Below are 24,491 nucleotides of genomic sequence, written 5' to 3'. Positions count from 1 at the left end.
AGGTGCTTTTCTTAGTATTAACGGTTTACTATGCCGCCGGGTTCAAATGCGACTTTTTTGGGCAATCGGTTCGTACTTCAGAAAAGTCATGACTAAAGTGGTCAACTTGAATCGCCTTGTAACGCAATTTGTCTGCCGCCATGATTTGGTCAATTTCTTGCTCAGTTAACACGCCAGCTTCAAATGCTTGCAGCAAACGGTCGTGTAAAAGACCTTTACGAGCCACTTTCCCATCCTTCGCCGCCTTCATAAGCTTACGCTCTAAAGGTTTGATTTCGTACATTGCGAGGAAGGCTTTCTCCATTAAGCCTACGCTGTCGTCGTCGGATTTTCCGATGTAGCAAAGATGCGTGAGTCGATCGCGTTGTGCTCCTGGCGTCATCATCGCTTCCGCCAGGTTCACACACAGTTCATCGCTTGGCTTATTAAAATGATTACCAAGTGGGAACAATAACACTTTCAGCACACCGCCAACGTATTTCACAGGGAAGTTGGTATAAGCCTCATTTAATGACTTCGATGCGTTATACAAACAATGTTGAACGGCGTAGTGGACAAAATCTAGATCGCCTTGTTGACGTCCTTCATCTTCATACTTTTTCAGTGCGGCAGACGCCATATATAGATAACTTAAGCCATCACCCAGACGTGCGGAAATCATTTCTTTACGCTTCAAATCACCGCCTAGTGTTAACATCGCGAAGTCAGCACTAACAGCAAGCGCTCGGCTTAATCTTGTGATTTCTTTATAGTATTGCTGTGTTGGGCCACTCATGTGTGCTTTGACAAACCGAGAACCAGTTAGCGCCGCGCCAAATGCACCAAATGTATTGCCTACCGCATGTTTGATGTGTTTAAAGAGCAAGTTGTCAAATTCTTTCGCCCCTTGTTCAGAATCTGGATTCGCCGCGGCTTCCATTTCTTTCAGTACATATGGGTGACAACGAGTCGCACCTTGACCAAATATCATCAGGTTACGAGTCAGAATATTCGCGCCTTCAACAGTGATCGCAACTGGGATACCGAGATAGTGTTTAGCAAGATAGTTCATTGGGCCATCTTGAATCGCACGACCTGCATGAATATCAAACGAATCATTTAGAATAGTACGCGCAATTTCCGTCATGTGGTACTTGGCAATCGCGGTTACAATCCCAGGTTTTTCTTTCATATCGAGAGAAGTCGTCGTCAGCGTACGTGTTGCTTCTAGTAGATAAGTAAGGCCACCAATACGCCCCATAGCTTCTGCGACACCCTCAAACTTACCGATCGACATACCAAACTGTTTACGTACGTAAGCATAAGCACCGGTTGTACGTGTAGTAAGGTGGCCAATCGCTGTGCCAAGCGCTGGGAGAGAGATACCACGACCAGCAGAAAGACACTCCACCAGCATACGCCAACCTTTACCTGCGTAATCAGCGCCACCGATCAACCAGTCCATAGGGATGAAGACATCTTCACCACGAGTCGGACCATTCATGAATGCAGAACCCAGAGGATCATGGCGCTCGCCTATCTCGACACCTTCATGGTCAGCGGGGATCAGCGCACATGTGATTCCAACCTCTTTCTTATCACCAAGTAGCCCTTCTGGATCCTGTAGCTTAAATGCTAATCCGAGCACTGTCGCCACTGGCGCAAGTGTGATGTAGCGTTTATTCCAGCTAACTCGCACGCCAAGCACTTCTTTGCCTTCGTGAGTGCCATAACAAACTACGCCTTGATCTGGTATACCACCGGCGTCAGATCCCGCTTCGGGCCCTGTTAATGCAAAACAAGGAATGTCGGTACCATCAGCAAGACGAGGCAACCAGTAATCTTTTTGCTCTTGCGTGCCATAGTGCGATAAAAGCTCACCTGGACCAAGAGAGTTCGGTACCATTACCGAGACAGCGGTGCTGATGCTACGAGTCGCAATACGAGAAACAATGGTTGAGTTCGCTAAAGCGGAAAATTCACGACCACCATACGCTTTTGAAATGATCAGTGAGAAAAATCGCTCTTTACGTAAGTACTCCCATACTTCAGGCGGTAAATCCCTGTCTTCTTTGACAATCTTCTGGTCATCAAGCATTTCTAGCAGGGTTTCAAGCTCATTATCCATAAATGACTGCTCTTCTGCTGTCAGTGTCGGCGTTGGATAATGGTGCAATGTAGTGAAGTTAGGCTTGCCTGAAAATAGTTCGGCATCCCACCACACACTACCCGCTTCCATCGCCTCTTTCTCGGTGCTAGAGAGAGGTGGCAATACTTTTTTGAACACTTTAAAAGCTGGGTCACTAATCCATTTTCTTCGTAGAGAGCTCATAGTTCAGATCCTTTTGTTCACGTAACCGCTCTGGGCATAATTTTATTATTGGTTTAACTTTCTTATTTGTCTTGTGCCAACTGCTTCGCTGACATTCCTGCTGACAAATAAGGAATCAGTAAATCGACGACAGATTTCACATCGACTTCCTTTTCAAATTTACTTTCAGCAAGCTCCGAAAGAGCCTGGCTTGAAGCCATCGTAAATACGCAGGTACCTAGCGTGAAGTGCAGTCGCCAAAACAGCTGCTCCTCACATAGTTCCGGGTTTGCCTTCATTATCGAGAAGGTGAAGAGGTTAAGTACCTCTTCATATCGAGTGGTGATGAACCAACGCAGATGACCTTGTACGTCTGTGTAACCACGGCCAATTAACAACATGAATAATGCAGTACCATTGGGGCGCACATCATTTAATGTACGCAAAGGTAAACGCAATGACTCAAAGACGTCGTCCATGTCGTAGCTATCACGCGTGTTTAACTCAATTAGTGAGGTTTTAATGCTCGGCATGAGCGCTTCTAGGTATCTATCTAAAACCGCTCTAACTAGCGTTTTTTTATCGCCAAAGTGATAATTTACCGATGCTAAGTTGACGTTCGCTTTACCTGTTATCGTTCTTAGCGAAGTATCATTAAAACCATGTTCAGCAAAGAGTCCTTCTGCGACATCGAGTATTTTTTCTTTTGTTGATGTTCTCGGGGCCATTTTAATCACTCGTATTAAACAACTGTTTGAAAATATACTCCTGAAACTTTAGATTAACAAATGATTAACATCACACTTTCACCAATTGGTCTGACCAGAACTTAGAAGGTGTGATCTAATCTTTTGAATTTAAGCCTAATAAGCAAATGATGCTCGCCTGAAGAAAATGACCAAGTTTCGCAAACCATCGTATTTGAAACGCTAGCAATGTCGTTAGGCGGTCGGAGCAGGAGGTGCGGGTTTGAAATGCAATTTAAGTTTATAGCTACTATAGAAAAGAGGGCTTTCGAGTTTCAAACCGCCATTAAGTTGGTTACGCTGTTCGCCTCTTCTCTTACTTCTTTACGATACAAGCGGGCAGAAAGAATTAAATCGAATTTTTTTTGAAAAAAAATGGAACTGTTTGGAAAAGGCTCGGTCTGAATAAATGTAACAACTAGGGCATTTTAAGTTTCACTGGCCGTCAAACTTGTTTCCATCTAATTGTTACGTTGCTGCTTTTTTCTTATTAACTCCTATGTTTGTATCCGCCCAGTCAAATTTTCGGCTGGGCTTTTTTTCGCCCGCAGATCTACAACCTAACTTTTCGATGATTCCGTTCATCTCCATGGTCTAGACATCCGCTCAATACGAAAGTGTCGCTATTAAGTCGCTGATGTACTGAACTATGGGTATAAAAAAGCCTCCCGATTGGGAGGCTTTACAAAATAGCGCATTTTTATCTTACGCTTGCGCTTTCTTAGGCAAAGAAAAGTGCAGTAAGGCATAGCCAAGTAATGCTGCTGTCGTCGAACCCATTAAGATGCCTAGTCGAGCATAGGTATCAAATTCAGGACTTACATTTCCGAACGCTAAAGAGGAAATGAAGATAGACATTGTAAAGCCAATACCACACAACACAGATACCGCAAAGATATGCTTGAAGTTAACGCCTTCAGGTAACTTAGCAACGCCCATTTTTACCGCTGCCCAGCTAAAGGTAAAGATACCTAGAGGCTTACCAACCAGCAGACCCAAAGCAATACCGAGTGGCAGCATTGAAGTTAGACCTGACATCGATACGCCTTCTAACGAAATCCCCGCATTGGCAAATGCGAATAGAGGCAGAATACCAAATGCCACGTATGGGTGAAGCGCGTGCTCCATATGTTTAAGTGGAGAATGTTCGCCCTGCTTTCCCTTTAGTGGGATAGCAAAACCAATCACTACACCTGCCAATGTTGCGTGAACACCAGATTTAAGCACCGCGAACCATAAGATCGCACCGACGATCATGTATGGCGTAAGTTTTGTTACTTCCTTCGCATTCAACATGAATAGGACACCAGTCATGATGAAGCCAACAAGCAACGCCATGGTCGACAGGTCACCGGTGTAAAATAGCGCGATAATAACAACCACACCTAAATCATCGATGATAGCAAGCGCCAGCAAGAACACTTTTAGGCTTACTGGTACACGCTTACCTAATAACGCCATGATACCTAAAGCAAAAGCGATATCTGTCGCCGCTGGAATTGCCCAACCAGAAATCGCCTCAGGATCGTTGGCATTAAAGGCTACGTAAATAAGAGCAGGAGCTAACATACCGCCAACCGCTGCAATCGCAGGGAAAATTGCGGTTTCTTTTGATTTTAACGCACCTTCAAGTAGCTCTCGCTTAACTTCAAGGCCAATGAGTAAGAAGAAAACAGCCATTAGGCCGTCATTAATCCAGTGAGAAACTGACATACCAAATACATAAGTATGCAGTACAGATTGATAAGTTTCGCCCAGCGGTGAGTTAGCAATGGTCATCGCAATTGCCGCGGCAATCACGAGAAGAATACCACCAGCTGATTCCATTTTGAAAAAGTCACGAATGACATCGTTCATGGTTTCGTCCTTATATTTATTATCTTAATAAACGATTAACAAAGAATGATAAGAGTGTATAGCGGTCGAAAACTTTAGAATAATCGCTTCTTCAGAGTATAAACTTCGATTTTTCCGATATGAAGTTTACTATACATCGTATTTTCCAACATAACACTCAATTTTGATTACAGCGCGTACTTGTTGTTATCGCGCCAAATGTTTATCAAGATTATGAGAAAATCAGCATAACATGGCATGTACTGTCATGATAACCCCATACTTTTGAGAAAAACTCAGGAAGTTTCATCCACTAAAAAACCACCCATTAGGGTGGTTTTTATCAGAATTTAATAACCAGTGAGCTGCATAAAGCCCCAAGCCTCGTTGGAGCCAGAAGCTAAGGTAGGACCTTCCCAATACGGTATAACAAACGGAAGCCACATATCTGATTTGATAATACGAGTGGTCAAGTTAATTTGATGCTTTGGAATATTAATAATCCACTGCAAAGGCAGCCTTCTTCCATTTGATAAACTGGTCACTTGCATTGGTTTAATACTGATATCATCATCTGAGAGATTAATGACTTTACCTGAGCGTGTGGACAAGGTGCCAAATACATGCGGTGTTTGTCCATGGTGGCGATAGCGGCTGACAGTCAGTGCTCGACCATCATCTAAATTGAATACAAACCAATCCCAACCCTGTTGCCCTTCACCAATTAAGCCACTGCCCCACTCTTTCTGAGCCCAAGCAGAGCCAGCAACAGAGAAGCGTTTGCCATTAATGTTCAAACTCCCTTTCACCTTTAAAAATGGCGCACTAAAACTGAAAGAGGCAACAGATTGCAACGCATGTTTAACCTGAAAACCTTTGTCTCCATTCACGACAAAGGGGCCATTTGTCATAGTATTGAGATCTAAACCAAACGTATCGGTAGTCACATTCAAGTTACCAGGGAAAGGCGTTGCACCAAGTGAACGCCACGTCCAATTATCAATCCATAACCTGAAAGGACGATTAGTCATGCCAGCTTGGCCTATCCCGCCTCTCGCTACACGTTGCTCTTTCCAGACGTGCGAACCATGGCTAACGACAACATGTGAAATGTACAGTTGAGGGTTTTGCCATCCGCTGGTTTCTCTCTCGTCCGTCGCGACCCTGAAGTAACTCCATTGAACATTGTATATTTTCCCTTGTTCATCTTTCAGTTTCGCAAAGTAGTGCCACCATTCATGTTGGTACTCAGGATGAAAGCGAAAGTCTGACGGTAAAGAGACATGCTCGTCAGGTAATACAGGTTCGAAAATCGTTTGATTTTCACGCGTTAGAATAGAATTAAGCTCGCTTTCTTGTGTCGCTGTCGCTTCCAACCAAAAAGTTGAGTAAAAAACAGCCCCGGTCAAAAAGGCAAACGTAATAACAATGATCGTTGAAACTAACAAGCGTTTTTTAGAGCCCACTTTTTTCATTACAACGCGTCCCTTAATGACTTCATTGGCGTACTCTTAATCATTCTAATAACTGGCAATGCGCCAGCAATCATGATGGCAAGCATCGCCCAAGCAATAGTTTGAGCGTATTCCCAAGGGATCGTTTGAAGCTCCAGAGACCAGCCGAATGATTGCTTAATGATAATATCAACGATCAAGTGTGCAAGTGCCAGACCAAGTGGCACCGCAATAATCGCGGAAATGGCCCCGAAGACAAACAACTGCAAACCACCCAATGCGACAAGTTCCTTTCCGGATACACCCATACATCTCAGCAAAGAGAAGTGCCGCTGCCGCGACAGCTCGCCCGCCAATGTCGCGAAGAATAAGCCAAACACAGCAATAATCAGCGTGATGTTGCCCAAGGTTCCTGCAATAGCGAAGGTATGATCAAATACCCTCATTGCCTGACTATAAATATTACCATTATCAAACACACGGTCTTGCGGGAGGCGGAATACATTTTCTAAGCGATTTTTCAGCCCCTCCCCATTAACGCTATCTTTTAACACCACACCAAGGCCAACATTGCCCGTCCCTGCAAATGCATACAGCCAATTCCGGTGCGACATCATCACCTGGTTATACGGGTTTCCATAATCGTAATAAACACCAACGACTTGCCAGTCTCCACCTAGTGGTTCTTGCAAGTTAATGAAGTCTCCTGGGCGAATATCCAACTTCAAGGCCATCGATTCACTCACCATCAAGCTCTTGGTCGCGTGCAGTTGATACCAGTAATTCGGGACACCTAGTTTTACCGTCAGTGCATCTAGCTCACCTTCAGAAGAGCCTGTACTCACCACTTGCAAGGCACCATGTTCGGTTGGCATATCCTTTTCCCAACGCCACCAAACCGAGTTGACTTCTGGTTGGTTTTGCAGCCACGCACTCATCCGAGCTGCTGAGTTATTTGTCGGGTAGATATAAATATCCGCTGCTAATCGCTGGCTGAGCCATTTATCGGTTGTATCCCTAAAACTGCCTACCATCGTTTCTACGCCGATATTTGCCGCCAGTGCCAACATAAACGCCATTGTTGCCACACCGCGATAACTCATGCTCGCAGCCGCATCGGCAAAAAACCAACGTACACGTACCCAACGCATGGTGTAAGAAAAGCTTTGGAACATATGCCACATAATAAATGGCATAAACAAGGCCACACTAACCAACATCAGCGCAATAATGGCAAAGCCAGTTTCTTGTGTTTTCGGTGCTTGATACACCGCAATTGCCGCGACACAAAACGCACACGCAGCAAGCGCTTGCCAAGAAAACTCACGCCCAGCAAATCGCATTAATGACAGTCGAGAAGAGAGACGAATAGGTTGTGACTTCAGCAAGCGAATCAATGGCCACAAACACGATATTAATGCGCCCATCGCTGCCATGATCAGACTATATAAGCTGGACTGCCAAGACCATCCTATTGTTAAGCCTACGTTGGCATCATACAAATCGCTCAGGCTCGATGAGACTGCAGGGATTAGCTCATTTGCCAAGATCAAACCAAAAAAGTTACCACACGCCCACGCGATAAAGACGAGCAACGATAACTCTAACAACAATGCTTGAGCCAACTGCGTTCCGTTGACCCCCGTCTGTCTCAAAATACCCACCAAACGTTGTCGCTGAATAAATGACAAAGACATCGCTTGATAAAAAATAAACAACCCGACCAAAAATGACAGCATCCCCATCGCAGTGAGATTCATGTGGAATGCATTAGTTAACGACTCAAGCTCCGTGCGCGTATTCCTAACGAGCGTCATACCATTGGGAAGCATGTTTTTCAGTGCTATTAGTTTTTCCTCTGGCATTTCACCACAAGAAATCGCAGACAAACCTGAGCTCCGCTTGAGCATACGCAGTAATGAGATGTCGGTAACCAGCCGAGTCCCTGAGAGCATTTTGTTTTTATCGACTTGAATCGGTCCGAGACGACTTCCGTCATTCATCTCAATAAAGTCCCCATCCTGCCAACTCATGTAAGCGGCCAAATCTTGACTGACTAGAATGGGATAAGGAGGTTTCATTAATGATAAAACGGGCATCTCACCCAAAGATTTGCCTTGCTGCAATGGAATCATCGCGACAGGATCAATCCCCACCAGCATCAAGCTCATATCGGTTTTAGCATCTAGATGTAGCACGTCAAACGGCGCACATTGGTTAAACCCAGCTCGACGCAACTGGATATAGAAACCTTGAGGGATTTTATTGGCAGAGTGTTTAGTTCGGATTCGGTATGGCAAAGGATTGGAGAAAAGCTTTTCTCCTGTCGCATAACTTTGTTTTGCATGCTGATTGATAGAAGTAACACCAACAAGAAGGGACACGCCTAAGGTTAACCCTAGCCAGACAAGAATAATTTGTAGTGGGTAACGACGGTAATGACCGAGTAGTGCCTTAACTACGGGCCATAACATGCAGTTGCCCTCCTTGAAGTCGAATCTTACCTTCCATATGGGCCGCCACTTTTTCACTGTGCGTCACTAACAGCAAAGTACACTCCAGTTGGCGAGCGAGACTCGTCAATAAGCGCATTACCGCTTCTGCGTTTCGCTCGTCTAGGCTACCAGTTGGCTCATCAGCGAGTAGGATTTTAGGTTCCATATAGAGTGCGCGAGCAATAGCAGCACGTTGTTGCTGACCACCAGATGCTTCTTCCGGGTAACGGCCTAGCAGAGGCATTAAATCCAGAGCAGAAAGAATTTGACGCCACAACTCTTTATCTTCTGGCAAACCTTTTAACTGACGACAAAAACGAATATTGTCGGCAATATTGAGCGTAGGAAGCAGGTTGAACTGTTGGAAGATATTACCAATATTGTTGCGGCGATAAAGGGTTCTCAAATGCTCTGGCGCATCATGCATGGCAAAATTTGGAAACTGAACTTCACCAGAGTCTGCAGTATCCAGTCCGGCAATTAAGTTCAGCAAAGTACTTTTACCCGAACCACTTTCTCCCATCAGAGCGACTTGGTCACCTTGCTGTAATGTTAATTCTGCCCCTTGTAATACAGGGTGAAATTCTCCCCCATCTACATAGCCTTTACATAGGTCTGACAGTTTTAACATTGATTATGCCGCTCGGATGGTATTTAAAAATTGGGATCAGAATCTACACTAAAATCCTGTTAGTAGAAAGTATTTTGAATGCTTGATCACACTATGAGAGTACAAATGCAACTCGATTCACTTTCTGTTCCTAATTTTGTTGACGTATTGAGCAGATTTTTGCAGCTGCAGAAAGCTCTGTTTACCTCTATTGACCGATAAGGTTTTTCATCCATTTTCGGCTCACCATTCTTGGCAGACAAATCGTCCACTTCACAACTTCCTCGGTCAAAAAGAGTAAGTAAACCCATTGTGGGTCCCAACCGAGCTGAATCGCTGCAAATGCCGCGAGTGGAATCCCGATCACCCACTGCGCAAGAATGTCTTGATACAAACAAAACTTAACGTCACCACCTGCACGTAATACCCCAACAATGGCCATCATCGGCACCGAGCGTAGTACGACACCTAAAGCAAGAATCACCATAAACTGTTCAGCTAACTGGCGAGTATCCGCTGTCAGTGCACTAAACGCATTAAGGATCCATTGATTGGACACTATCAATACAACAGCGACCACAAATGCGATAAACACATTCAAAATGACCGTAGCCCAAGCTTGGTAATACACAGGTTCAAAGTTTTTCGCGCCGAGTTGGTTACCCACTAAAACCGCAGCTGCATTCGATAGGCCAATCATCATAGCGAGAGCGATTGACTCAACGGGCGTCATCACCGACAACGCTGCCAAACCTTGCACACCCGCTTGCCCCATGATGGCATGGTAAGCGAACAATCCACCAGCCCATGCCAAAAAGTTAAATGTGGTCGGTAAGGAAAGGCTCAAGAAACGCGTTATTTTGTCTAAAACCAAACCTGCGCGTATATCATCCCAACCAAATGCAATTATGTGTTTCTTCAGCCATAAATAGCCAAATAGACAACCGACTTCGATAGCGCCACTGATAACCGTTGCAATGGCTGCCCCTGTAATCCCTAAAGCAGGAAAACCTAAGTGACCAAAAATTAACACCCAGTTGAGGAAAACATTAGACAGAATGCCTATGCCACTAAAAAATGTGCTCAGCCCCGGTTGGTGCATCGCTCTCAAGCCCACCGACATACTAGCGACACACGCAACAGCAAACATGCTAACGGATGAAATAATTAGATAGCTGGCTCCTAACTCAATCACTTCTTGTGAGTCTGTAGTCAGTTTCATAACTGGCTGTGGGAAAATAACAAACAAAGCAACGGCAATGGCGGCAAACACCATGGCTATCATCCATGTTAAAGCGGTACTGCGACGTACCCCGACTTTATCGCCTGCCCCCCAATATTGTGCGGTCAGTAATGCACCACCCGTCGTCACCCCAACTAACATGATGGTAGTAACAAACGTCGCGCGCGCCGCTACCCCAACAGCGGCTATTTCAGCTTCACCAAGTTGGCCGAGCATAAGTACATCAACGAGGCTTCGGCTAGAAAACATCATGCTTTGCAGTGTAATTGGTAGCGCGATCGCGAATAAGCGACGTAAGAATGCTTTATCTGCATGTATTGAGAGTTGAGAGAGAAAAGTCACAAGCGCTCCAACGACAACTTATTGATAGAATGGGGAAAGTGTCTCATGATTATACTCTGTGGTGTTTATTCAACCAACGATTAAAAGGACAGATAATGAAAAAGGTGTTGGTGCTAGGCGCCTCGGGTTACATTGGTTCTCAACTTCTTCCGTTACTCTTAGATAAAGGTTACGCCGTCACGGCTGCGGCGCGACATATCGATTATTTGGAGTCAAGGACTCGACCCCATCCTAATTTAACGTTGCGGTATCTGGACCTAGCCGACGCAGAAGCCACGCTCGCTGTGGTGAACGATTTTGACTTGGTATTTTTCCTAGTACACGGAATGGCACAAGGCGATGACTTTGTTGAGTACGAGCTAAACCTTGCTTTGAACTTTAAATACGCGTTGGAGCAAAGCCGTGTCAAACATGTCATTTATTTAAGTGCCATCCAACCGCAAACCGGAAACTCGCGCCATTTAGCCGCACGCAAAGCAACGGGCAAAATTATCCGACAGTCTGGCGTTCCAGTAACTGAATTGCGTGCAGGCGTCATCATTGGCCCCGGCTCCGCGGCTTTCGAGATCATGCGAGATTTTGTCTACAACTTACCTATTTTGATTGCGCCTAAATGGGTCGACTCAAAAGCCAACCCTATTGCCCTACCCAACCTCAATCACTATTTATTGCAGCTGGCCGAAGCATCACCCCCAGAAGAAAACCAAATTTATGAAGTTGGTGGGCCAGATACACTCAGCTACCGCGAGCAGTTTAAAGTCATTTGCCGAATCACCAACAAGCCTTATCGGCTGTGGTCGACACCGTTGCTTACCCCCAAAATGGCATCGTACTGGCTCGGCTTGGTCACCTCTGTACCAGCAAACATCGGCAAAGCATTACTCGCGGGGTTAGAGCATGACTACATTGCCGATTCCAAAGCGATTGAAGCACGATTTCCGCAAACGCTGATCAACTACGAGCAAGCGGTATCCGATACCATCCAAGATGAAGGCACGTTTGTGCGCAGTAATGTTTGGGGCTTTGAGCCAGCGGCACTTCGTCGATGGCAACCGGGGTATGGCTACTACCCTAAACAAGCCGGTGCGAGCATAAAAACTCAAGCCTCCCCTGCGGCATTATGGAAAGTGGCTCAAAAAATCGGGAGTCGTGAAAAAGGCTATTACTTTGCCAACATTTTGTGGCGCACACGTGAATGGCTCGACATCTTTTTTGGTGGCGGGAAACCGATTCGCGTTTCTCCTCCGGGGCCGGAGCTCAAAGTCGGCGATTATATTGACTCTTGGAAAGTGATTCGCTGCGAGGAAGATCAGTTCCTCTCACTGTTTTTTGGGATGAAAGGCCCGGGGCTTGGACGTTTAGAAATTACCATCAAAGACCATGGTGATGAACGAGAACTGGATATCACCGCTTGGTGGCACCCACAGGGGTTTCTCGGGCTGCTTTACTGGTTTGCCATGATGCCAGCCCATCTATTCATATTCAAAGGCATGGTCAAAGCCATCGCGAAAGAAGCCGAAAGTATCAGTATTACTCCTCAGGTGGGACAGTCTCTGGAGAATCTAGAGAAATAGCCAGGTGATGAGCAATCCCCGCATGGCAATCAATGCACGATTGCTCTCGACTTTCCATCATTTGATGTCGACGCGCAACGGTTCGTCCTTGCGCTTCGAAATCCATCTTGTCAACGGAATGGCAATATCGACACTGCTTTGATTTATTCTCGATAAACTGCTGTGTGACTTCAGCAGCCAACCTCGGACGATGCTCCGCCTCGAAGTTCTCTAACGTAATTTCTCCAGTCAGTTTGTGATAGATGTCGGCTGTAGCGCCGATTTTCAATGCGATTTTAGCAAAAAACTCCCTAGGGACATGGCAATCACTGCACGTAGCGGCAACCACACCCTGAGCATTTTTGAAGTGTGGAGATGCTTGGTACTCCTCAACTATCGTATCCATCCCAATATGGCAACTGTAACAAAACTCGTTGCGATTGGTGTAATCCATACCAAAGTGAAAAACACTGAGGGCCGCCCCACCAAGGATAAACGCCAATAAGCCACCAATTGGTATGCCGAGCATCCATTTTCTGTTTGGTTTACGCCATAAACTCATTGGTGTTCATCCCAAAGCAGCGCTAGCGATAACTCGCATAGTATTCTACGAGCGCGTTTAAATCATCGGCACTAAGCCCTTTGAACGCCTCATCCATTTTTTTATCAACGGAGCGTTTCCCTTGCTTAAACTGTTTCAATGTCGTGGCGAGATATCCCTTCTGCTGACCAGCTAAAATCGAAGCTTCATCCAGAGCGTTGCTGCCACCATCCGAATGACAGTTCTCGCAGCTTTTCGCGTGGATAGCCTTACCTTTCATCGCTAACGCTTGATCAAAAGACTGTTTAGCTGGCACAAACTCAAGCCCAGCATAATGTTTTGCTAACTCTTCAATCTGCGCCTCAGATAAAGATTTAACTATCGACACCATGTCGCCTTTTTTGCTCGTGTCTCCGTAAGCGTGACTAACAGAATTTGCAGGCCTACCTTCTAGGTAACGTAGCATCTGGTCAAAAAAATTGAATTCGGGAATCCCTGCGATGGTAGGAATATTCGTGTCTGAGCTAACACCGTTTGGCCCATGACAAGCTTCACATTCGTATTGTGAAATTAGCTCACTTGGTGACGCTAAACTGTGGGAAGCCAAAGCAGAACTGATGGCTAACACTGAGGAAATTTTTAGTGAGAATTTAATTATCTGGTGCATATTAGACTGACTCCGTAGTAATTATCTTTATTAATCAAAACCAGACAGCGAATAAACGATAGGAAAATCAATTTATAAACGCGACTTAAAACCAACGATATCCAAGATAAAAATATTAAGCCGTCAACTATTTAAAGTAGCGTAGTTCAACACCCTTAACTTTTCTGCACCGACCTCTTCAATCACAGAAAAAACCAACCCAAACAATTGATTTGAAATGACAATAATTTAAATCCAAAAATTCACACATAAAAATAGCGGTTTATTTTAATAATATTTAATATTGCGTCTATACTCTTACAAGCCATGTATTTCGATTTATTCAAGTGATGTAAATATGGATATTTTTCTTTTGGCTTGAATATAAAATTAATATTTCAATCAATCGTTTATTGAAATATTCAACCATTCCTATGCATTCCCACTTACTTTAGGACGAATCGAGAGGGACTATGAACGGTTTAAAGTCGATCGCTACATTAATATTTTTTATTTTACTGCTCACCGGATGTGGTCCAGACAGCAAAAACGATCAGAATACACCGCCACCTGCAGTTGGTGATTTCGAGATCAGTGTTTCCGAGCCATCATTGGTCACTCAAGAAACCGGGGAAACCAAACTGGTGGTCAATTTTACCGTCAAAGACGGCAGTGGCAGACCTCATGAGCTAGACGAAACGAGAGATTTTCGCATCGCACTTCTCAAAGCAATGCCCTCTCGTGTCGATACACAAAACTCGAGCGATCCAGCCTTTGCCTTCAATGGGCGCCATGGCAACACTTATTGGAAGAGTTTCCATCACTCAAGTAATACCGTAAATAACCGTGCCAGCATGGAGAGTGTTTGGGATGGAACACTAGTAAAAACAGACGAAGGGTATCGCTACACGTTTGCCATTCCTGACGTTTTAAAAGTGTCCGATCCTTATACTGCCGACTCTTCTAGCAACAACGGTTTTATCGCTTGGGATGCGGATAAACTCCACCGAATCGTCATGGCGTATGGCGAGCAAGGCAACGGTTTTACCTACGTGTTTGAATGGGTGCCGCAAGAAAGTTCAGATACGGCTGTCTCCCGCAATGTGATTGAAACAGGCACCTGTGAAAACTGTCATATGGGTGAACCGCTTCATCATGGACCGGGCTATCGCTCAATTGATAACAACATTGCCGTTTGTACCGCTTGCCACAATGACAGTAATCCTAGCGCTGCGCCAGCCAGACGCCCTCTCGCTGCCGTTGTTCATCAATACCACGGTAATGTTTTCAAATTAGGTAGCGACAGAAATAACACCAATACTTACAAACAGCCGGTCGACGACAATGACATGCTCGTTACCGACATCAATGGTTTAGTCATTGAAGGCAACCCTTTCCCGCAAGATGCCCGCAACTGTACAACCTGCCATTCAACCGATGTCGCGAAAGCATCAGACGCCAACAATTGGTTTGAACACCCAAGCCAAGTTGCCTGTGAGACCTGTCACTTGTACCGAGACAGAGGTGCGCATGATAACCAAGTCGGTACGGTTTGGGTAAGAAACGGCGAGCCACAAAACTCCTGCTCGGGCTGTCACCGGCCTTATGACCGAGATGACAATGGCGATCCAATCATCGGTCAAGACGCAAGCCGAAGTGCTAAAACGGTTCACGTAATGCGTTTAGAGAATCTTGCAAAGGCACGTGATTCGCTCGAAATCAACGTTGAAAGCGCGCGATTTATTGATGACCAGTTTGAGGTTGAACTAAGAGTGTCGAAAGCGGGCTCAGGTATTGGCTCTATCAACGAACTGACCCCTTTCATTAATGAACATGGGCACCTCAATTTGTTGCTGAACTGGGATAACGGCCAAGGCCCGATAGTCGCAAACAACAGTCTCAACGTCGCCGATGATGGCGCACTTGGTGACGGCTGTGAGGCTCAAGGAGAAGGCCTATTCTTGTGTCATAAAGACTTCACTGACGCTGCGATTAAGCCAACCTCCAACTCTACGTTGACGGTTAACATCGCCGACATGCCACTTTGTGCCAACCGTAGAGATGGCGAGCTCGCCGAATGCGTCACGTTTGAAGGCATCGATCTTATCAAATCGCCTTTCGTCATTGCCGCCAATAACGCATCTGGCTCGTTTGATGTGTCTGGTATCAACAAGCAACACAAACTGCCAGTGGGCGCGGACATTTCATCGTGTAACGATTGTCACAAAGAGCTGACTATCCATAAGCTCGGTGAGCATCCACATGCTGCCACCGACTTCCAACAATGTAAAAATTGCCATAACTCAGAACGTTCTGCGTTTTATCCTGGAATGGCGGCTGATCTAAAGTACCACGTGCACTCATTCCATGCCTTTGGCTCCGCTCATAGCGGTGAAGCGCCTTTCCCTGGCGCAGTCAACAACTGTGAGGCCTGCCATACCAATGCTCAATACAACTTACCTAGCCAACAAAATACGCGCCCTTCTCTTGCGAGTGGTAAATACTTTAGTCCTGCATTAGTCGCCTGTGGCGCGTGTCACTTAGAGTCATCTTTAGCTAATGCTGACCCGGATACCGTGGCAGGAGATGCGCCTCTGAACCATATGCTGAATCACGGCGCGGTATTTGGAGCAGACACAGCAGTACAAGCAACGGGCTCCGAACAATGTGCGACTTGCCATGCTATTGGTCAGTCCCAAGGGGTAGATAAGGTTCACAAGGTATACGACTACCGTTGAATTCGTCATTGAACACAATGCTTTGACAACTAAGGATAAGAAAAGGAAGAGCTATGAAAGCAATGTTTCTGCGGTGGTTGGTAGCTGGGATACTTGGGTTAGGCGTCATCTTCACCGTCAGTTCGGAAGATGTCGCCAAGCCAGAACCCGAAGCGGCGACGTTAACTCAAGAAGAAATGGAAACCATATTAGACACCAAGTTTTCCGAGGGGAAATATTCACGCCGCGGGCCAGATGGCTGCCTTCGTTGCCATGACGATACATCAGATAAACCTGCAACGGGTATTTTCGACAACATTCATGGCAAGTCCGCAAACCTGCATGGGCCAATGAATGATAAACAGTGTGAAGCATGCCATGGCCCAGCAAACAATCACGAGCGCAACCCGCGAAAAGGACAAGTTCGCGAGCCGATGATCACTTTTGGGCCAAACTCCCCTGTTCCAGCCGAAAAGCAAAACAGCGTGTGTTTATCTTGTCACCAAGATGCGAAACGCTCGACTTGGCATAGTAGCGAGCACGCTTTTGAAGGGCTGTCTTGTGCAAGCTGTCACCAACTGCATCAAAAAGACGATCCGATGATGGTTGCCGAAATGCAAGCAGACAAATGCACCGATTGTCACTCCCGCACCAAATCGGATATCCACAAACGCAGTCGTCATCCTATTATCGACGGCGTCATGACTTGTTCTAGCTGCCACAATCCACATCAGACATTAAATGAAGCAAGCCTGAACTGGTCAACCGTCAATAACGCTTGTTACGAGTGTCATGCAGAAAAACGCGGCCCATTCTTATGGGAGCATGAGCCTGTAACTGAAGATTGCACATCCTGCCACACACCTCATGGTTCAGTGAACAAAGCCCTGCTCAATAAACGACTGCCAATGCTATGTCAGGAATGTCACCGTGTGCCACATGCAAACGTAGCCATTCCTGAAAACGACTTGAGAGTGCGAGGCGGAAGTTGTTTGAACTGCCACAATCAAGTGCATGGCTCTAACCACCCACGTGGTCAAACATTAAGTTATTAGGAGGGAGGCATGAAACTATCTCAACTGTGCATCGCTATTTCCCTTGCTTTTGCTGTGCAAGCGCACGCCAACGATTATTCGTTACAACGTTCTCAACCAGCCGACACTAGCCGCTGGCAGTGCAGTGAATGCAGCAGCGACGGCACATGGAGTGGAGAAGTCAGCGCGGGCGTCGGTTACCTTAACAACGACGGTTCCTCTCGATTCTATAATTGGAATCCGCCCGTTTACGGTACAAACTCTGACAACAAACACTTTAACGCGAGCCTAAACGCCGATATCGAACAATATGAAGACGACGGGTTCTACAATCGAATCGTCGTCGAAGATCTTGGTTTGCAACGCTTCTTACTGCAGTGGGAAATGGGCCAGTACGACGGATTACGTGTCCTCGGCAGTTACAGTGAAACTCCTTATTTCTGGAATCAGTCCTCACTCAGTGCGTATCATCCAAGAGAAGATGCACTCGTTAGTGGTGACCTATCGAAATATGAAAACTTAGTGACGCGAGAGACATTTAAGCTAGAACTCAAGTACACACCACATACGCCATGGAAGCCATATGCATCCATGAAGCACGAACGTAAAGAAGGCACAACTTCGCTCTATTCATCGACCATTCCGGGTTACGCCAACGCGCCGGGATTCATACCCAAAGCCGTCGATCATGAAACCTTAAATACTCAAGTAGGAGTAAGCTACATTGAAGATTTGTGGCTGGTGGATATTGCGTATCGCGGCTCGTTTTTCCGCAATGACAAGTCCGCACTCTATTACGGCGGTGTTACTAACCCTTACGCCAACCACCTTGCGTATGAGCCTGACAACGACTTTCACCAATTTGCTGTCACGGGGAATTATCGGTTGAATCAACAAACGTTCAGTGGCCGCTTACTTTGGTCACAGACGTCTTCTGAAGGCGGGTTAAATCCATTCCCGCAGTCCCCCGTTAACTCCAATACATTCCATGGCGAAACTAACACTTGGCAAATGAGCGCGGATTACCACAACAAACTTTCGCGAGACACTGCTTTCGCCATTTCTGCGGACTATTCAGATAAAGACGATAACTCCGATAGAAACACCATCATCGGAGCGACGAGAGAAAAATACGACCACACCAAAACCAAACTGGAAGCAACACTCAAGTATCGTGTTACTTCTGATGTAAAAGTGAATACGGGTTACCATTTTAGACAAGATGAGCGAAGTTATGCTGATAGGAAACGTACCGATGAACAACGCGTTTTTGTTGGGGCCCAGTACCGACCAAATAGACCGTGGCAATTAGGCGGTAAAGTCTCCTACTCTTTCCGCAATGGCTCTGATTGGCAGGACGACAGCAGCGACTCGCCTAATTTGCGCCAATACTATTTAGCCGACAAAGAGAGGATTGAGCTCCGTGGCGACGGCAGTTATGACATGACAGACGATGTCCAGCTACTTGCAGAACTTTGGTACGGAAATGATGACTATGCAAAACCCGATATTGGTTTAAGCGAAGGGGAAGATTACGGCTACGACCTCAGCCTCAACTTCAATTTACTCGACGGATTAAGCGGGCATGTATTTTACAATCAACAGATCATCCGCTCCGAGCAACAACAAGCAAACTCTGACGTTGTCGGCTGGAATCGCTACACCACCAAGCTCAAAGATGACATCACAACCATTGGTTTTGGTGTGAGTAAAGAGCGACTGCTGGACGACAAACTTTCTATCTCATTTGATTACAGCTACAGCCAAGCGGACAGTAAATCTTCAACCACATCTGGTGGTTACCAATATCCTGATAACGAGGCGAACTCGTATCGATTTGAAGTCATCGCTGACTATGAAGTATCTGAAAATCAAAACGTGCAGCTTAACCTTCGTTATGAAGACTACTCAGAAGAGGATTACTTGTTTAACAACGAAACCGAAACGATGGGCGACGTTTTGCAAAGCTATGAAGGTCTGTATGGCGGCGTCTATTGGAAATATCGCTTTTAAGCACAGTGTGACGTAACAAAAAAAGCATCAGACGTTTCAAGCGCCTGATGCTTTCGTATTTCAATTCTACTGCTGTGAGAAGTTGATTAAGCTTGGAAGCTCAAAGGAATCTCAGCCAATTGGTTACCCTCGTTTGCAGGGAAGATAAGGTACTCGCCGTGGTATTTCACCATCGATTTGTAGTCCGTCACTTTATGCACCATAAAGCCCGCTTGCGCTGCTTTCTCAACAAACTCAGCATGGTTGCCACGCACAAACCAGCTCATTGGTTTGACGAGCAGCTCGCCGTCGAAGCAGCTTTCGCATTGATCTGCACATAGCGCCAAAGAGTTTTGACCTTCCGTGAAGATTTGGATTTTGCCACAACCAACCAATTGTTCAGAGGTAGAAACTTCCCAACCTGCTTGCTCCATCACATCTAAAAATGCTTCGACGTCAGAGTCTTTGATCACTTTTGAATCTTCATCTTCAGGAAAAAACTGAGCGTAAAAAGCGGAAATACGCTTGAAGATAAACAACAAACCAGCGTCATTACCCTTTGAACGACCCGCTTTTTGCCAACGTGTTAAGTCATCGCCTACGGCTCGACCGAAACGCTGAGATTTAAGTGCTTTGGTAACCCAGCGCACTAAATAATGGTTATTCGCAACAGGGGCATTGGCTAACTTACCTGAGCGATGCTCTTGATCTAACTCTTCAAGTGCTGAGTTAACTAAGTTTTGAATTTCTTTGGTGTAATTCGACATTACGCCTTTCTTCCTAAAGTCCAATAAAACAGTGCTGAAAGCACAGAACAAGCAAACATCACAATGATCATCGGCCACGCCACATTACCTGGTAGTGATGCCACCAGCGCGCCAACCAATGAGCCGATACCGAATCTTAACGTCCCCGCCAGAGACGAAGCTGTACCCGCCATTGATGGGTAGCCACTTAAAAGCAGCGCCATCGCGTTACTACCTATCGTCGACAATGTACCGATAAACAGCACAACAAAAGGTACGATGCCCCATAATCCGAAGTCCATTAACCAACTTACGAATAAACCAATCCCCGCCAAAAGTTGCACGAACAACCCAAAACGAAGCATGGCATGAGAGCCAACTTTCTTCACCAAGCGACCATTAATACTGGTCATGATGATCATCGCAACAATGTTCAAACCAAATAAATAACCAAAGTGGTCTGGTCGAACACCATATAAATCAATGTAAACAAACGAACCCGCAGTCAGGAATGCAAACATTCCGGAAAATGAAAACGCTCCAGAAAGCATCAAACCTATCGCTTCAGGGTTGGAGCATAATCTGACGTAGTTTCTCATCGTAGTGCGAAAACGAAGCGGCTGACGATTTTCTGGTTTCAGCGTCTCTGGAATTTTCCAAAGTACCAGTAGAATTACCACCACAGCGAAAATGGCTAATACCCAAAAAATAGAACGCCAACCAAACCAAATTGCTAGATGACCGCCTATCATAGGCGCGACCAAGGGTGCCATGGTGATCACTAAGGTGACGAAAGACATTGCACGGGCAAAGTCTTCACGGTCAAACATGTCACGCACGACGGCTTGGATAATGACCGCCGCTGCCGCGCCAGCAAAGCCTTGCGCTGTTCGCACATAAGTCAATGCATCAATGCCGTTTGTGGTCGCACTCACTACCGCCGCTAATCCAAAGAAAAGCACACCCAAAATCAGTACAGGTCTACGGCCAAAACTATCGGCAAGCGGCCCATGAATTAACTGGCCAATCGCAAAACCTGCCGTATAAGCCGTCAACGTAATCTGAACCGCGCCAGGCGCAACACCCAAATCCTTCGCGATGGTTGGCATTGCAGGCAAATACATGTCGATCGCCAAAGGCGTCAAAGCACCAATCGCTCCTAATACAAGAAACAATAGAAAACTGATTTGGGATTGCGGAGCGCTTTGCGCTTTTTCTGTCATTCTTTTACCTCTTGTTGGAGCCCTTTCGTCAATACTTGCAGAACAAAGTGAAAATAACGGACGGTTCTCATATCGCTGATATCTAGAAGCCAAAGGCCTGTTCTATCAACGTTCGAGAATCATAAGGGCAAATATGTACCAAGGTGTGACCTTGACGAACTCGACATAGAAAAGCGTGTGAAAGCGAAGTGTGTTTATGGGAAATAAACACAATGCAATAAAAATGATGGAATTGATTCCACCATTTATTCACCACAGCCGAAGGCTTTGCAATAAGAGTATGCATGGCTCAGCTAAATGCAAAGGCATATCACTGAGATGAGTAAGCACACCGGAATCGTCTAGGCACTAATTTTGGTAGGAAAATTAATTTTGAGCCAATTCCTACCAAAAAACTAGTTCCAATTGGGAACTAAAGAATTTCCCATGCCGATAATTAATTCCAAATAGAATCAATTTCTTCCGGCGTGAGGTAGCGATAATCGCCAGGTTCTAGTGCCTCATCGAGTTCAATCGAACCAATACGCTCACGATGTAAGTACTCAACTTTATTTCCTAACGCCGCAAACATGCGTTTCACTTGGTGATACTTACCTTCCACAATAGTTAACAATACTTCATTCTCGGCCTCGTTCACGATCTCCAAACGAGCAGGTAATGTTGCTTCTGATTCATTGCGCAAAATGATGCCTTGTTCGAGCTTTTCCGCGTAATCAGGCTGAATCGCATCGACAAGCCAAACACGGTACGTTTTCTCACACTTATGCTTAGGTGAGGTAATACGGTGAGACCACTTACCATCATCCGTAATCAACACCAAACCGGTTGTGTCTACGTCTAATCGGCCTGCAAAGTGAAGGTTTTCAATTTTAGGCTCATCGAGCAATGCGAATGCAGTTTGGTTGTAGCCATCTTCATGTGAACAAACAAAGTCAGCAGGCTTGTACAACATAATGTAGCGAGGGCCAGGAGCACCAATAACACGCTCTTCCCACATTACTTCCGCACCTTCAGGTACTTTAAATGCACCACTTTTTTGAACCTCACCGTCAACGGTGATGTCACCACTTTTGATGATCTTTGTTGCCTGTTTGCGTGTTGCACCCAGAGCGTCACACAAATATTTATCTAAACGCATGAATACCTCATTGAATTATACCCAAGTAACCTCCAAATCTCGGTTTAAAGGTCACTTGGGTATAAAAGTCAGGTATTATAGCGTTCCTCGTTCGAATAGTTGAGCAATTTCACATATTTTCATGTACACACTTCGCCCTTATCAAGCCGACTCGGTTAAAGCCGTCATTCACTACTTTCGTAAACACTCGACACCAGCAGTGATCGTACTGCCTACTGGTGCCGGAAAAAGCTTGGTGATCGCAGAGCTTGCTCGCCTTGCGAAAGGACGAGTGTTAGTCCTTGCCCACGTAAAAGAGCTGGTCGAGCAAAACCACGCGAAGTATGAAGGTTATGGTTTAAAAGGTTCCATCTTCTCAGCGGGATTAGGACGAAAAGAAACTGATCAGCAAGTCGTGTTTGCTTCAGTTCAATCGGTCGTACGTAACTTAGATTCGTTCAAAAACCAGTTTTCTCTGCTCGTTATTGATGAGTGCCATCGTGTGCCAGACGATAAAAACAGCAGCTATCAAAAAGTGATTACGCACCTTCGGGAGCTCAACCCAGGCATTAAGGTGCTGGGACTAACTGCAACGCCCTATCGTTTAGGAATGGGCTGGATTTATCAGTACCATACCCGAGGTCAAGTACGCACCGAAGAGCCGCGATTCTTCCGCGATTGTATTTTCGAACTGCCGATCCGTTACTTGCTCGACGAAAACTTCCTCACTCCAGCCCGCATTATGGACGCGCCCGTTTTGTCTTACGACTTCTCGCAACTGAAACCCGCAAACACCGGACGCTACAAAGAAGCAGAAATGGACATGGTGATCGATAAAGCCAAACGTGCGACTCCGCAAATTGTTGAGCAAATCATGCAATATGCGAGAGAACGTCAAGGTGTCATGATCTTCGCCGCGACTGTCCGACACGCACAAGAGATCCACAGTTTACTGCCAGAAGGAGAAACTGAAATCGTCATTGGTGATACACCTACGCCGGAACGTGACGCGATCATCCAAGCGTTCAAGAATCGTCAAATAAAATATTTGGTCAATGTTTCGGTACTGACTACCGGGTTTGATGCGCCGCATGTCGATTTAATCGCGATTTTGCGACCAACAGAGTCAGTCAGTCTATACCAGCAGATTGTAGGGCGAGGATTACGCTTATCAGACAGAAAATCAGAATGCTTAGTACTTGATTATGCAGGTAACAGTTACGATTTATACCAACCTGAAGTCGGTGATCCCAAACCAGACTCTGACAGTGAAATTATCACGATTCCCTGCCCGGCTTGCGGATTCAATAACAACTTCTGGGGTAAATTGGATAGTAACGGTTTCTTGGTTGAACACTTTGGCAGACGTTGCCAAGGTTACTTTGAAGATGAAGACACAGGCGAGCGTGAACACTGTGGATACCGTTTTCGTGCCAAATACTGTGGTGAATGTGGTGCCGACAACGATATCGCTGCGCGCATTTGTCATGAGTGTGACGCAACGCTTGTTGATCCAGATAAAAAATTAAAAGAAGCCCTTAATCTGAAAGATGCATTAATCTTTGAATGCACAGAAATGGACCTGTCAGTATTCAAGTCCAGTGACGGTAAATCTCAACTCAAGGTGACGTATTCTGGCGAACCATACCAAGGCGAAGGCAATGCGTTAGTTCATGAGTTTTGGTCATTGAGTACCAAAAAACAAAAACAAACGTTTAAAGACCAATTTGTGCGCCCTCACTTGGCAGACAAGCATCGCCCTTTTGAAGAGGCTTCACCGACACGTGTTGTTGCCAATCAACATCGTTTCCGTTTACCTCAGTTTGTTATTGCAAGGAAATCCGGTCGCTTTTGGAAATTGCGAGACAAAATTTTTGAAGACGAGTTGAAATAACGTCTGCAACAT

General features: G+C 45.7%; 17 protein-coding genes. 5 read left to right on the top strand and 12 right to left on the bottom strand.

The genetic code is table 11. The features are described from left to right. Positions 1–28 precede the first annotated feature (28 nt). The 7 genes from LIX84_RS17000 to LIX84_RS16970 form a co-directional block, all read right to left on the bottom strand. Entirely contained in the window at positions 29–2,311 is a 2,283-nt protein-coding gene (locus tag LIX84_RS17000; RefSeq protein ID WP_226421810.1) for an acyl-CoA dehydrogenase, read from the bottom strand. A gap of 62 nt (positions 2,312–2,373) precedes the next feature. Next, the gene (locus tag LIX84_RS16995; RefSeq protein ID WP_005393225.1) at positions 2,374–3,018 is read right to left on the bottom strand and encodes a TetR/AcrR family transcriptional regulator; all 645 of its coding nucleotides are present in this window, start codon (positions 3,016–3,018) and stop codon (positions 2,374–2,376) included. A 723-nt stretch (positions 3,019–3,741) separates the two neighbouring features. Beyond that, on the bottom strand, positions 3,742–4,893 hold the full coding sequence (nhaA, locus tag LIX84_RS16990) for a Na+/H+ antiporter NhaA (RefSeq protein ID WP_006742626.1): 1,152 nt from the start codon (positions 4,891–4,893) through the stop codon (positions 3,742–3,744). 329 nt (positions 4,894–5,222) lie between these two features. Then, positions 5,223–6,347 carry a lipocalin-like domain-containing protein gene (locus LIX84_RS16985; RefSeq protein WP_005393228.1) on the bottom strand — a complete coding sequence of 375 codons (1,125 nt, stop codon included), beginning with the start codon at positions 6,345–6,347 and terminating at the stop codon, positions 5,223–5,225. Beyond that, complete coding sequence (locus LIX84_RS16980; protein ID WP_005393229.1) at positions 6,347–8,800, bottom strand: ABC transporter permease; 2,454 nt, start codon at positions 8,798–8,800, stop codon at positions 6,347–6,349. The genes LIX84_RS16985 and LIX84_RS16980 overlap by 1 nt, the downstream gene beginning before the upstream one ends. Then, a complete protein-coding gene (locus LIX84_RS16975; RefSeq protein WP_005393230.1) occupies positions 8,781–9,452 on the bottom strand; it encodes an ABC transporter ATP-binding protein in 672 nt (223 codons plus the stop codon). Before LIX84_RS16975 ends, LIX84_RS16980 begins: the two co-directional genes overlap by 20 nt. A 187-nt stretch (positions 9,453–9,639) precedes the next feature. After that, the gene (locus tag LIX84_RS16970) at positions 9,640–11,016 is read right to left on the bottom strand and encodes an MATE family efflux transporter (protein WP_226421809.1); all 1,377 of its coding nucleotides are present in this window, start codon (positions 11,014–11,016) and stop codon (positions 9,640–9,642) included. A 95-nt stretch (positions 11,017–11,111) separates the two neighbouring features. Here LIX84_RS16970 and LIX84_RS16965 point away from each other — a divergent pair, with 95 nt between their 5' ends. Then, positions 11,112–12,590: a DUF2867 domain-containing protein gene (locus tag LIX84_RS16965; protein ID WP_012841926.1), complete on the top strand. Its 1,479-nt coding sequence runs from the start codon at positions 11,112–11,114 to the stop codon at positions 12,588–12,590. Here the strand turns inward: LIX84_RS16965 and LIX84_RS16960 are convergent. Together LIX84_RS16960 and LIX84_RS16955 are read right to left on the bottom strand one after the other, a co-directional pair. Beyond that, positions 12,547–13,131: a NapC/NirT family cytochrome c gene (locus tag LIX84_RS16960; RefSeq protein WP_226421808.1), complete on the bottom strand. Its 585-nt coding sequence runs from the start codon at positions 13,129–13,131 to the stop codon at positions 12,547–12,549. The genes LIX84_RS16965 and LIX84_RS16960 overlap by 44 nt on opposite strands. 22 nt (positions 13,132–13,153) lie before the next feature. Then, entirely contained in the window at positions 13,154–13,777 is a 624-nt protein-coding gene (locus LIX84_RS16955) for a c-type cytochrome (protein WP_139059472.1), read from the bottom strand. Positions 13,778–14,229: 452 nt separating this feature from the next. Here LIX84_RS16955 and LIX84_RS16950 point away from each other — a divergent pair, with 452 nt between their 5' ends. From LIX84_RS16950 to LIX84_RS16940, 3 genes are read left to right on the top strand one after another with little or no spacing between them, the layout of a single operon-like run. Then, positions 14,230–16,494 carry an OmcA/MtrC family decaheme c-type cytochrome gene (locus LIX84_RS16950; RefSeq protein WP_226421807.1) on the top strand — a complete coding sequence of 755 codons (2,265 nt, stop codon included), beginning with the start codon at positions 14,230–14,232 and terminating at the stop codon, positions 16,492–16,494. Between the two features lie 53 nt (positions 16,495–16,547). Next, on the top strand, positions 16,548–17,528 hold the full coding sequence (locus tag LIX84_RS16945; RefSeq protein ID WP_025604768.1) for a DmsE family decaheme c-type cytochrome: 981 nt from the start codon (positions 16,548–16,550) through the stop codon (positions 17,526–17,528). Positions 17,529–17,537: 9 nt separating this feature from the next. Next, positions 17,538–19,520 (top strand): MtrB/PioB family decaheme-associated outer membrane protein, encoded by a 1,983-nt coding sequence (locus tag LIX84_RS16940; RefSeq protein WP_226421806.1) that lies wholly within the window; start codon positions 17,538–17,540, stop codon positions 19,518–19,520. Between the two features lie 86 nt (positions 19,521–19,606). Here the strand turns inward: LIX84_RS16940 and LIX84_RS16935 are convergent, their stop codons facing one another. From LIX84_RS16935 to rsuA, 3 genes are all read right to left on the bottom strand, one after another. Then, complete coding sequence (locus tag LIX84_RS16935; protein WP_005393239.1) at positions 19,607–20,266, bottom strand: DUF2913 family protein; 660 nt, start codon at positions 20,264–20,266, stop codon at positions 19,607–19,609. Continuing rightward, positions 20,266–21,468, bottom strand: a complete 1,203-nt coding sequence (locus tag LIX84_RS16930; protein ID WP_226421805.1) for a Bcr/CflA family multidrug efflux MFS transporter — start codon at positions 21,466–21,468, stop codon at positions 20,266–20,268. Before LIX84_RS16930 ends, LIX84_RS16935 begins: the two co-directional genes overlap by 1 nt. 436 nt (positions 21,469–21,904) lie before the next feature. After that, positions 21,905–22,606, bottom strand: a complete 702-nt coding sequence (gene rsuA / locus LIX84_RS16925) for a 16S rRNA pseudouridine(516) synthase RsuA (protein WP_226421804.1) — start codon at positions 22,604–22,606, stop codon at positions 21,905–21,907. 121 nt (positions 22,607–22,727) lie between these two features. Here rsuA and LIX84_RS16920 point away from each other — a divergent pair, with 121 nt between their 5' ends. Further along, the gene (locus LIX84_RS16920; protein WP_226421803.1) at positions 22,728–24,479 is read left to right on the top strand and encodes a DEAD/DEAH box helicase; all 1,752 of its coding nucleotides are present in this window, start codon (positions 22,728–22,730) and stop codon (positions 24,477–24,479) included. The last annotated feature ends 12 nt before the right edge of the window (positions 24,480–24,491 follow it).

The sequence above is a fragment of the Vibrio sp. E14 genome (genome assembly GCF_020515785.1).
Taxonomy (GTDB): domain Bacteria; phylum Pseudomonadota; class Gammaproteobacteria; order Enterobacterales; family Vibrionaceae; genus Vibrio; species Vibrio diabolicus.
Note: the sequence above shows the minus strand (reverse complement) of the source record. Positions and strands in the feature narration are given on the sequence as shown.

Bases quoted from the DNA above. Each gene is read 5' to 3' on its own strand.
- LIX84_RS16980 (WP_005393229.1), bottom strand. From the start codon at position 8,800: ATGTTATGGCCCGTAGTTAAGGCACTACTCGGTCATTACCGTCGTTAC.
- LIX84_RS16920 (WP_226421803.1), top strand. From the start codon at position 22,728: ATGTACACACTTCGCCCTTATCAAGCCGACTCGGTTAAAGCCGTCATT.
- LIX84_RS16955 (WP_139059472.1), bottom strand. From the start codon at position 13,777: ATGCACCAGATAATTAAATTCTCACTAAAAATTTCCTCAGTGTTAGCC.
- LIX84_RS16985 (WP_005393228.1), bottom strand. From the start codon at position 6,347: ATGAAAAAAGTGGGCTCTAAAAAACGCTTGTTAGTTTCAACGATCATT.
- nhaA (WP_006742626.1), bottom strand. From the start codon at position 4,893: ATGAACGATGTCATTCGTGACTTTTTCAAAATGGAATCAGCTGGTGGT.
- LIX84_RS17000 (WP_226421810.1), bottom strand. From the start codon at position 2,311: ATGAGCTCTCTACGAAGAAAATGGATTAGTGACCCAGCTTTTAAAGTG.
- LIX84_RS16935 (WP_005393239.1), bottom strand. From the start codon at position 20,266: ATGTCGAATTACACCAAAGAAATTCAAAACTTAGTTAACTCAGCACTT.
- LIX84_RS16950 (WP_226421807.1), top strand. From the start codon at position 14,230: ATGAACGGTTTAAAGTCGATCGCTACATTAATATTTTTTATTTTACTG.
- LIX84_RS16960 (WP_226421808.1), bottom strand. From the start codon at position 13,131: ATGAGTTTATGGCGTAAACCAAACAGAAAATGGATGCTCGGCATACCA.
- LIX84_RS16930 (WP_226421805.1), bottom strand. From the start codon at position 21,468: ATGACAGAAAAAGCGCAAAGCGCTCCGCAATCCCAAATCAGTTTTCTA.
- rsuA (WP_226421804.1), bottom strand. From the start codon at position 22,606: ATGCGTTTAGATAAATATTTGTGTGACGCTCTGGGTGCAACACGCAAA.
- LIX84_RS16940 (WP_226421806.1), top strand. From the start codon at position 17,538: ATGAAACTATCTCAACTGTGCATCGCTATTTCCCTTGCTTTTGCTGTG.
- LIX84_RS16995 (WP_005393225.1), bottom strand. From the start codon at position 3,018: ATGGCCCCGAGAACATCAACAAAAGAAAAAATACTCGATGTCGCAGAA.
- LIX84_RS16965 (WP_012841926.1), top strand. From the start codon at position 11,112: ATGAAAAAGGTGTTGGTGCTAGGCGCCTCGGGTTACATTGGTTCTCAA.
- LIX84_RS16975 (WP_005393230.1), bottom strand. From the start codon at position 9,452: ATGTTAAAACTGTCAGACCTATGTAAAGGCTATGTAGATGGGGGAGAA.
- LIX84_RS16945 (WP_025604768.1), top strand. From the start codon at position 16,548: ATGAAAGCAATGTTTCTGCGGTGGTTGGTAGCTGGGATACTTGGGTTA.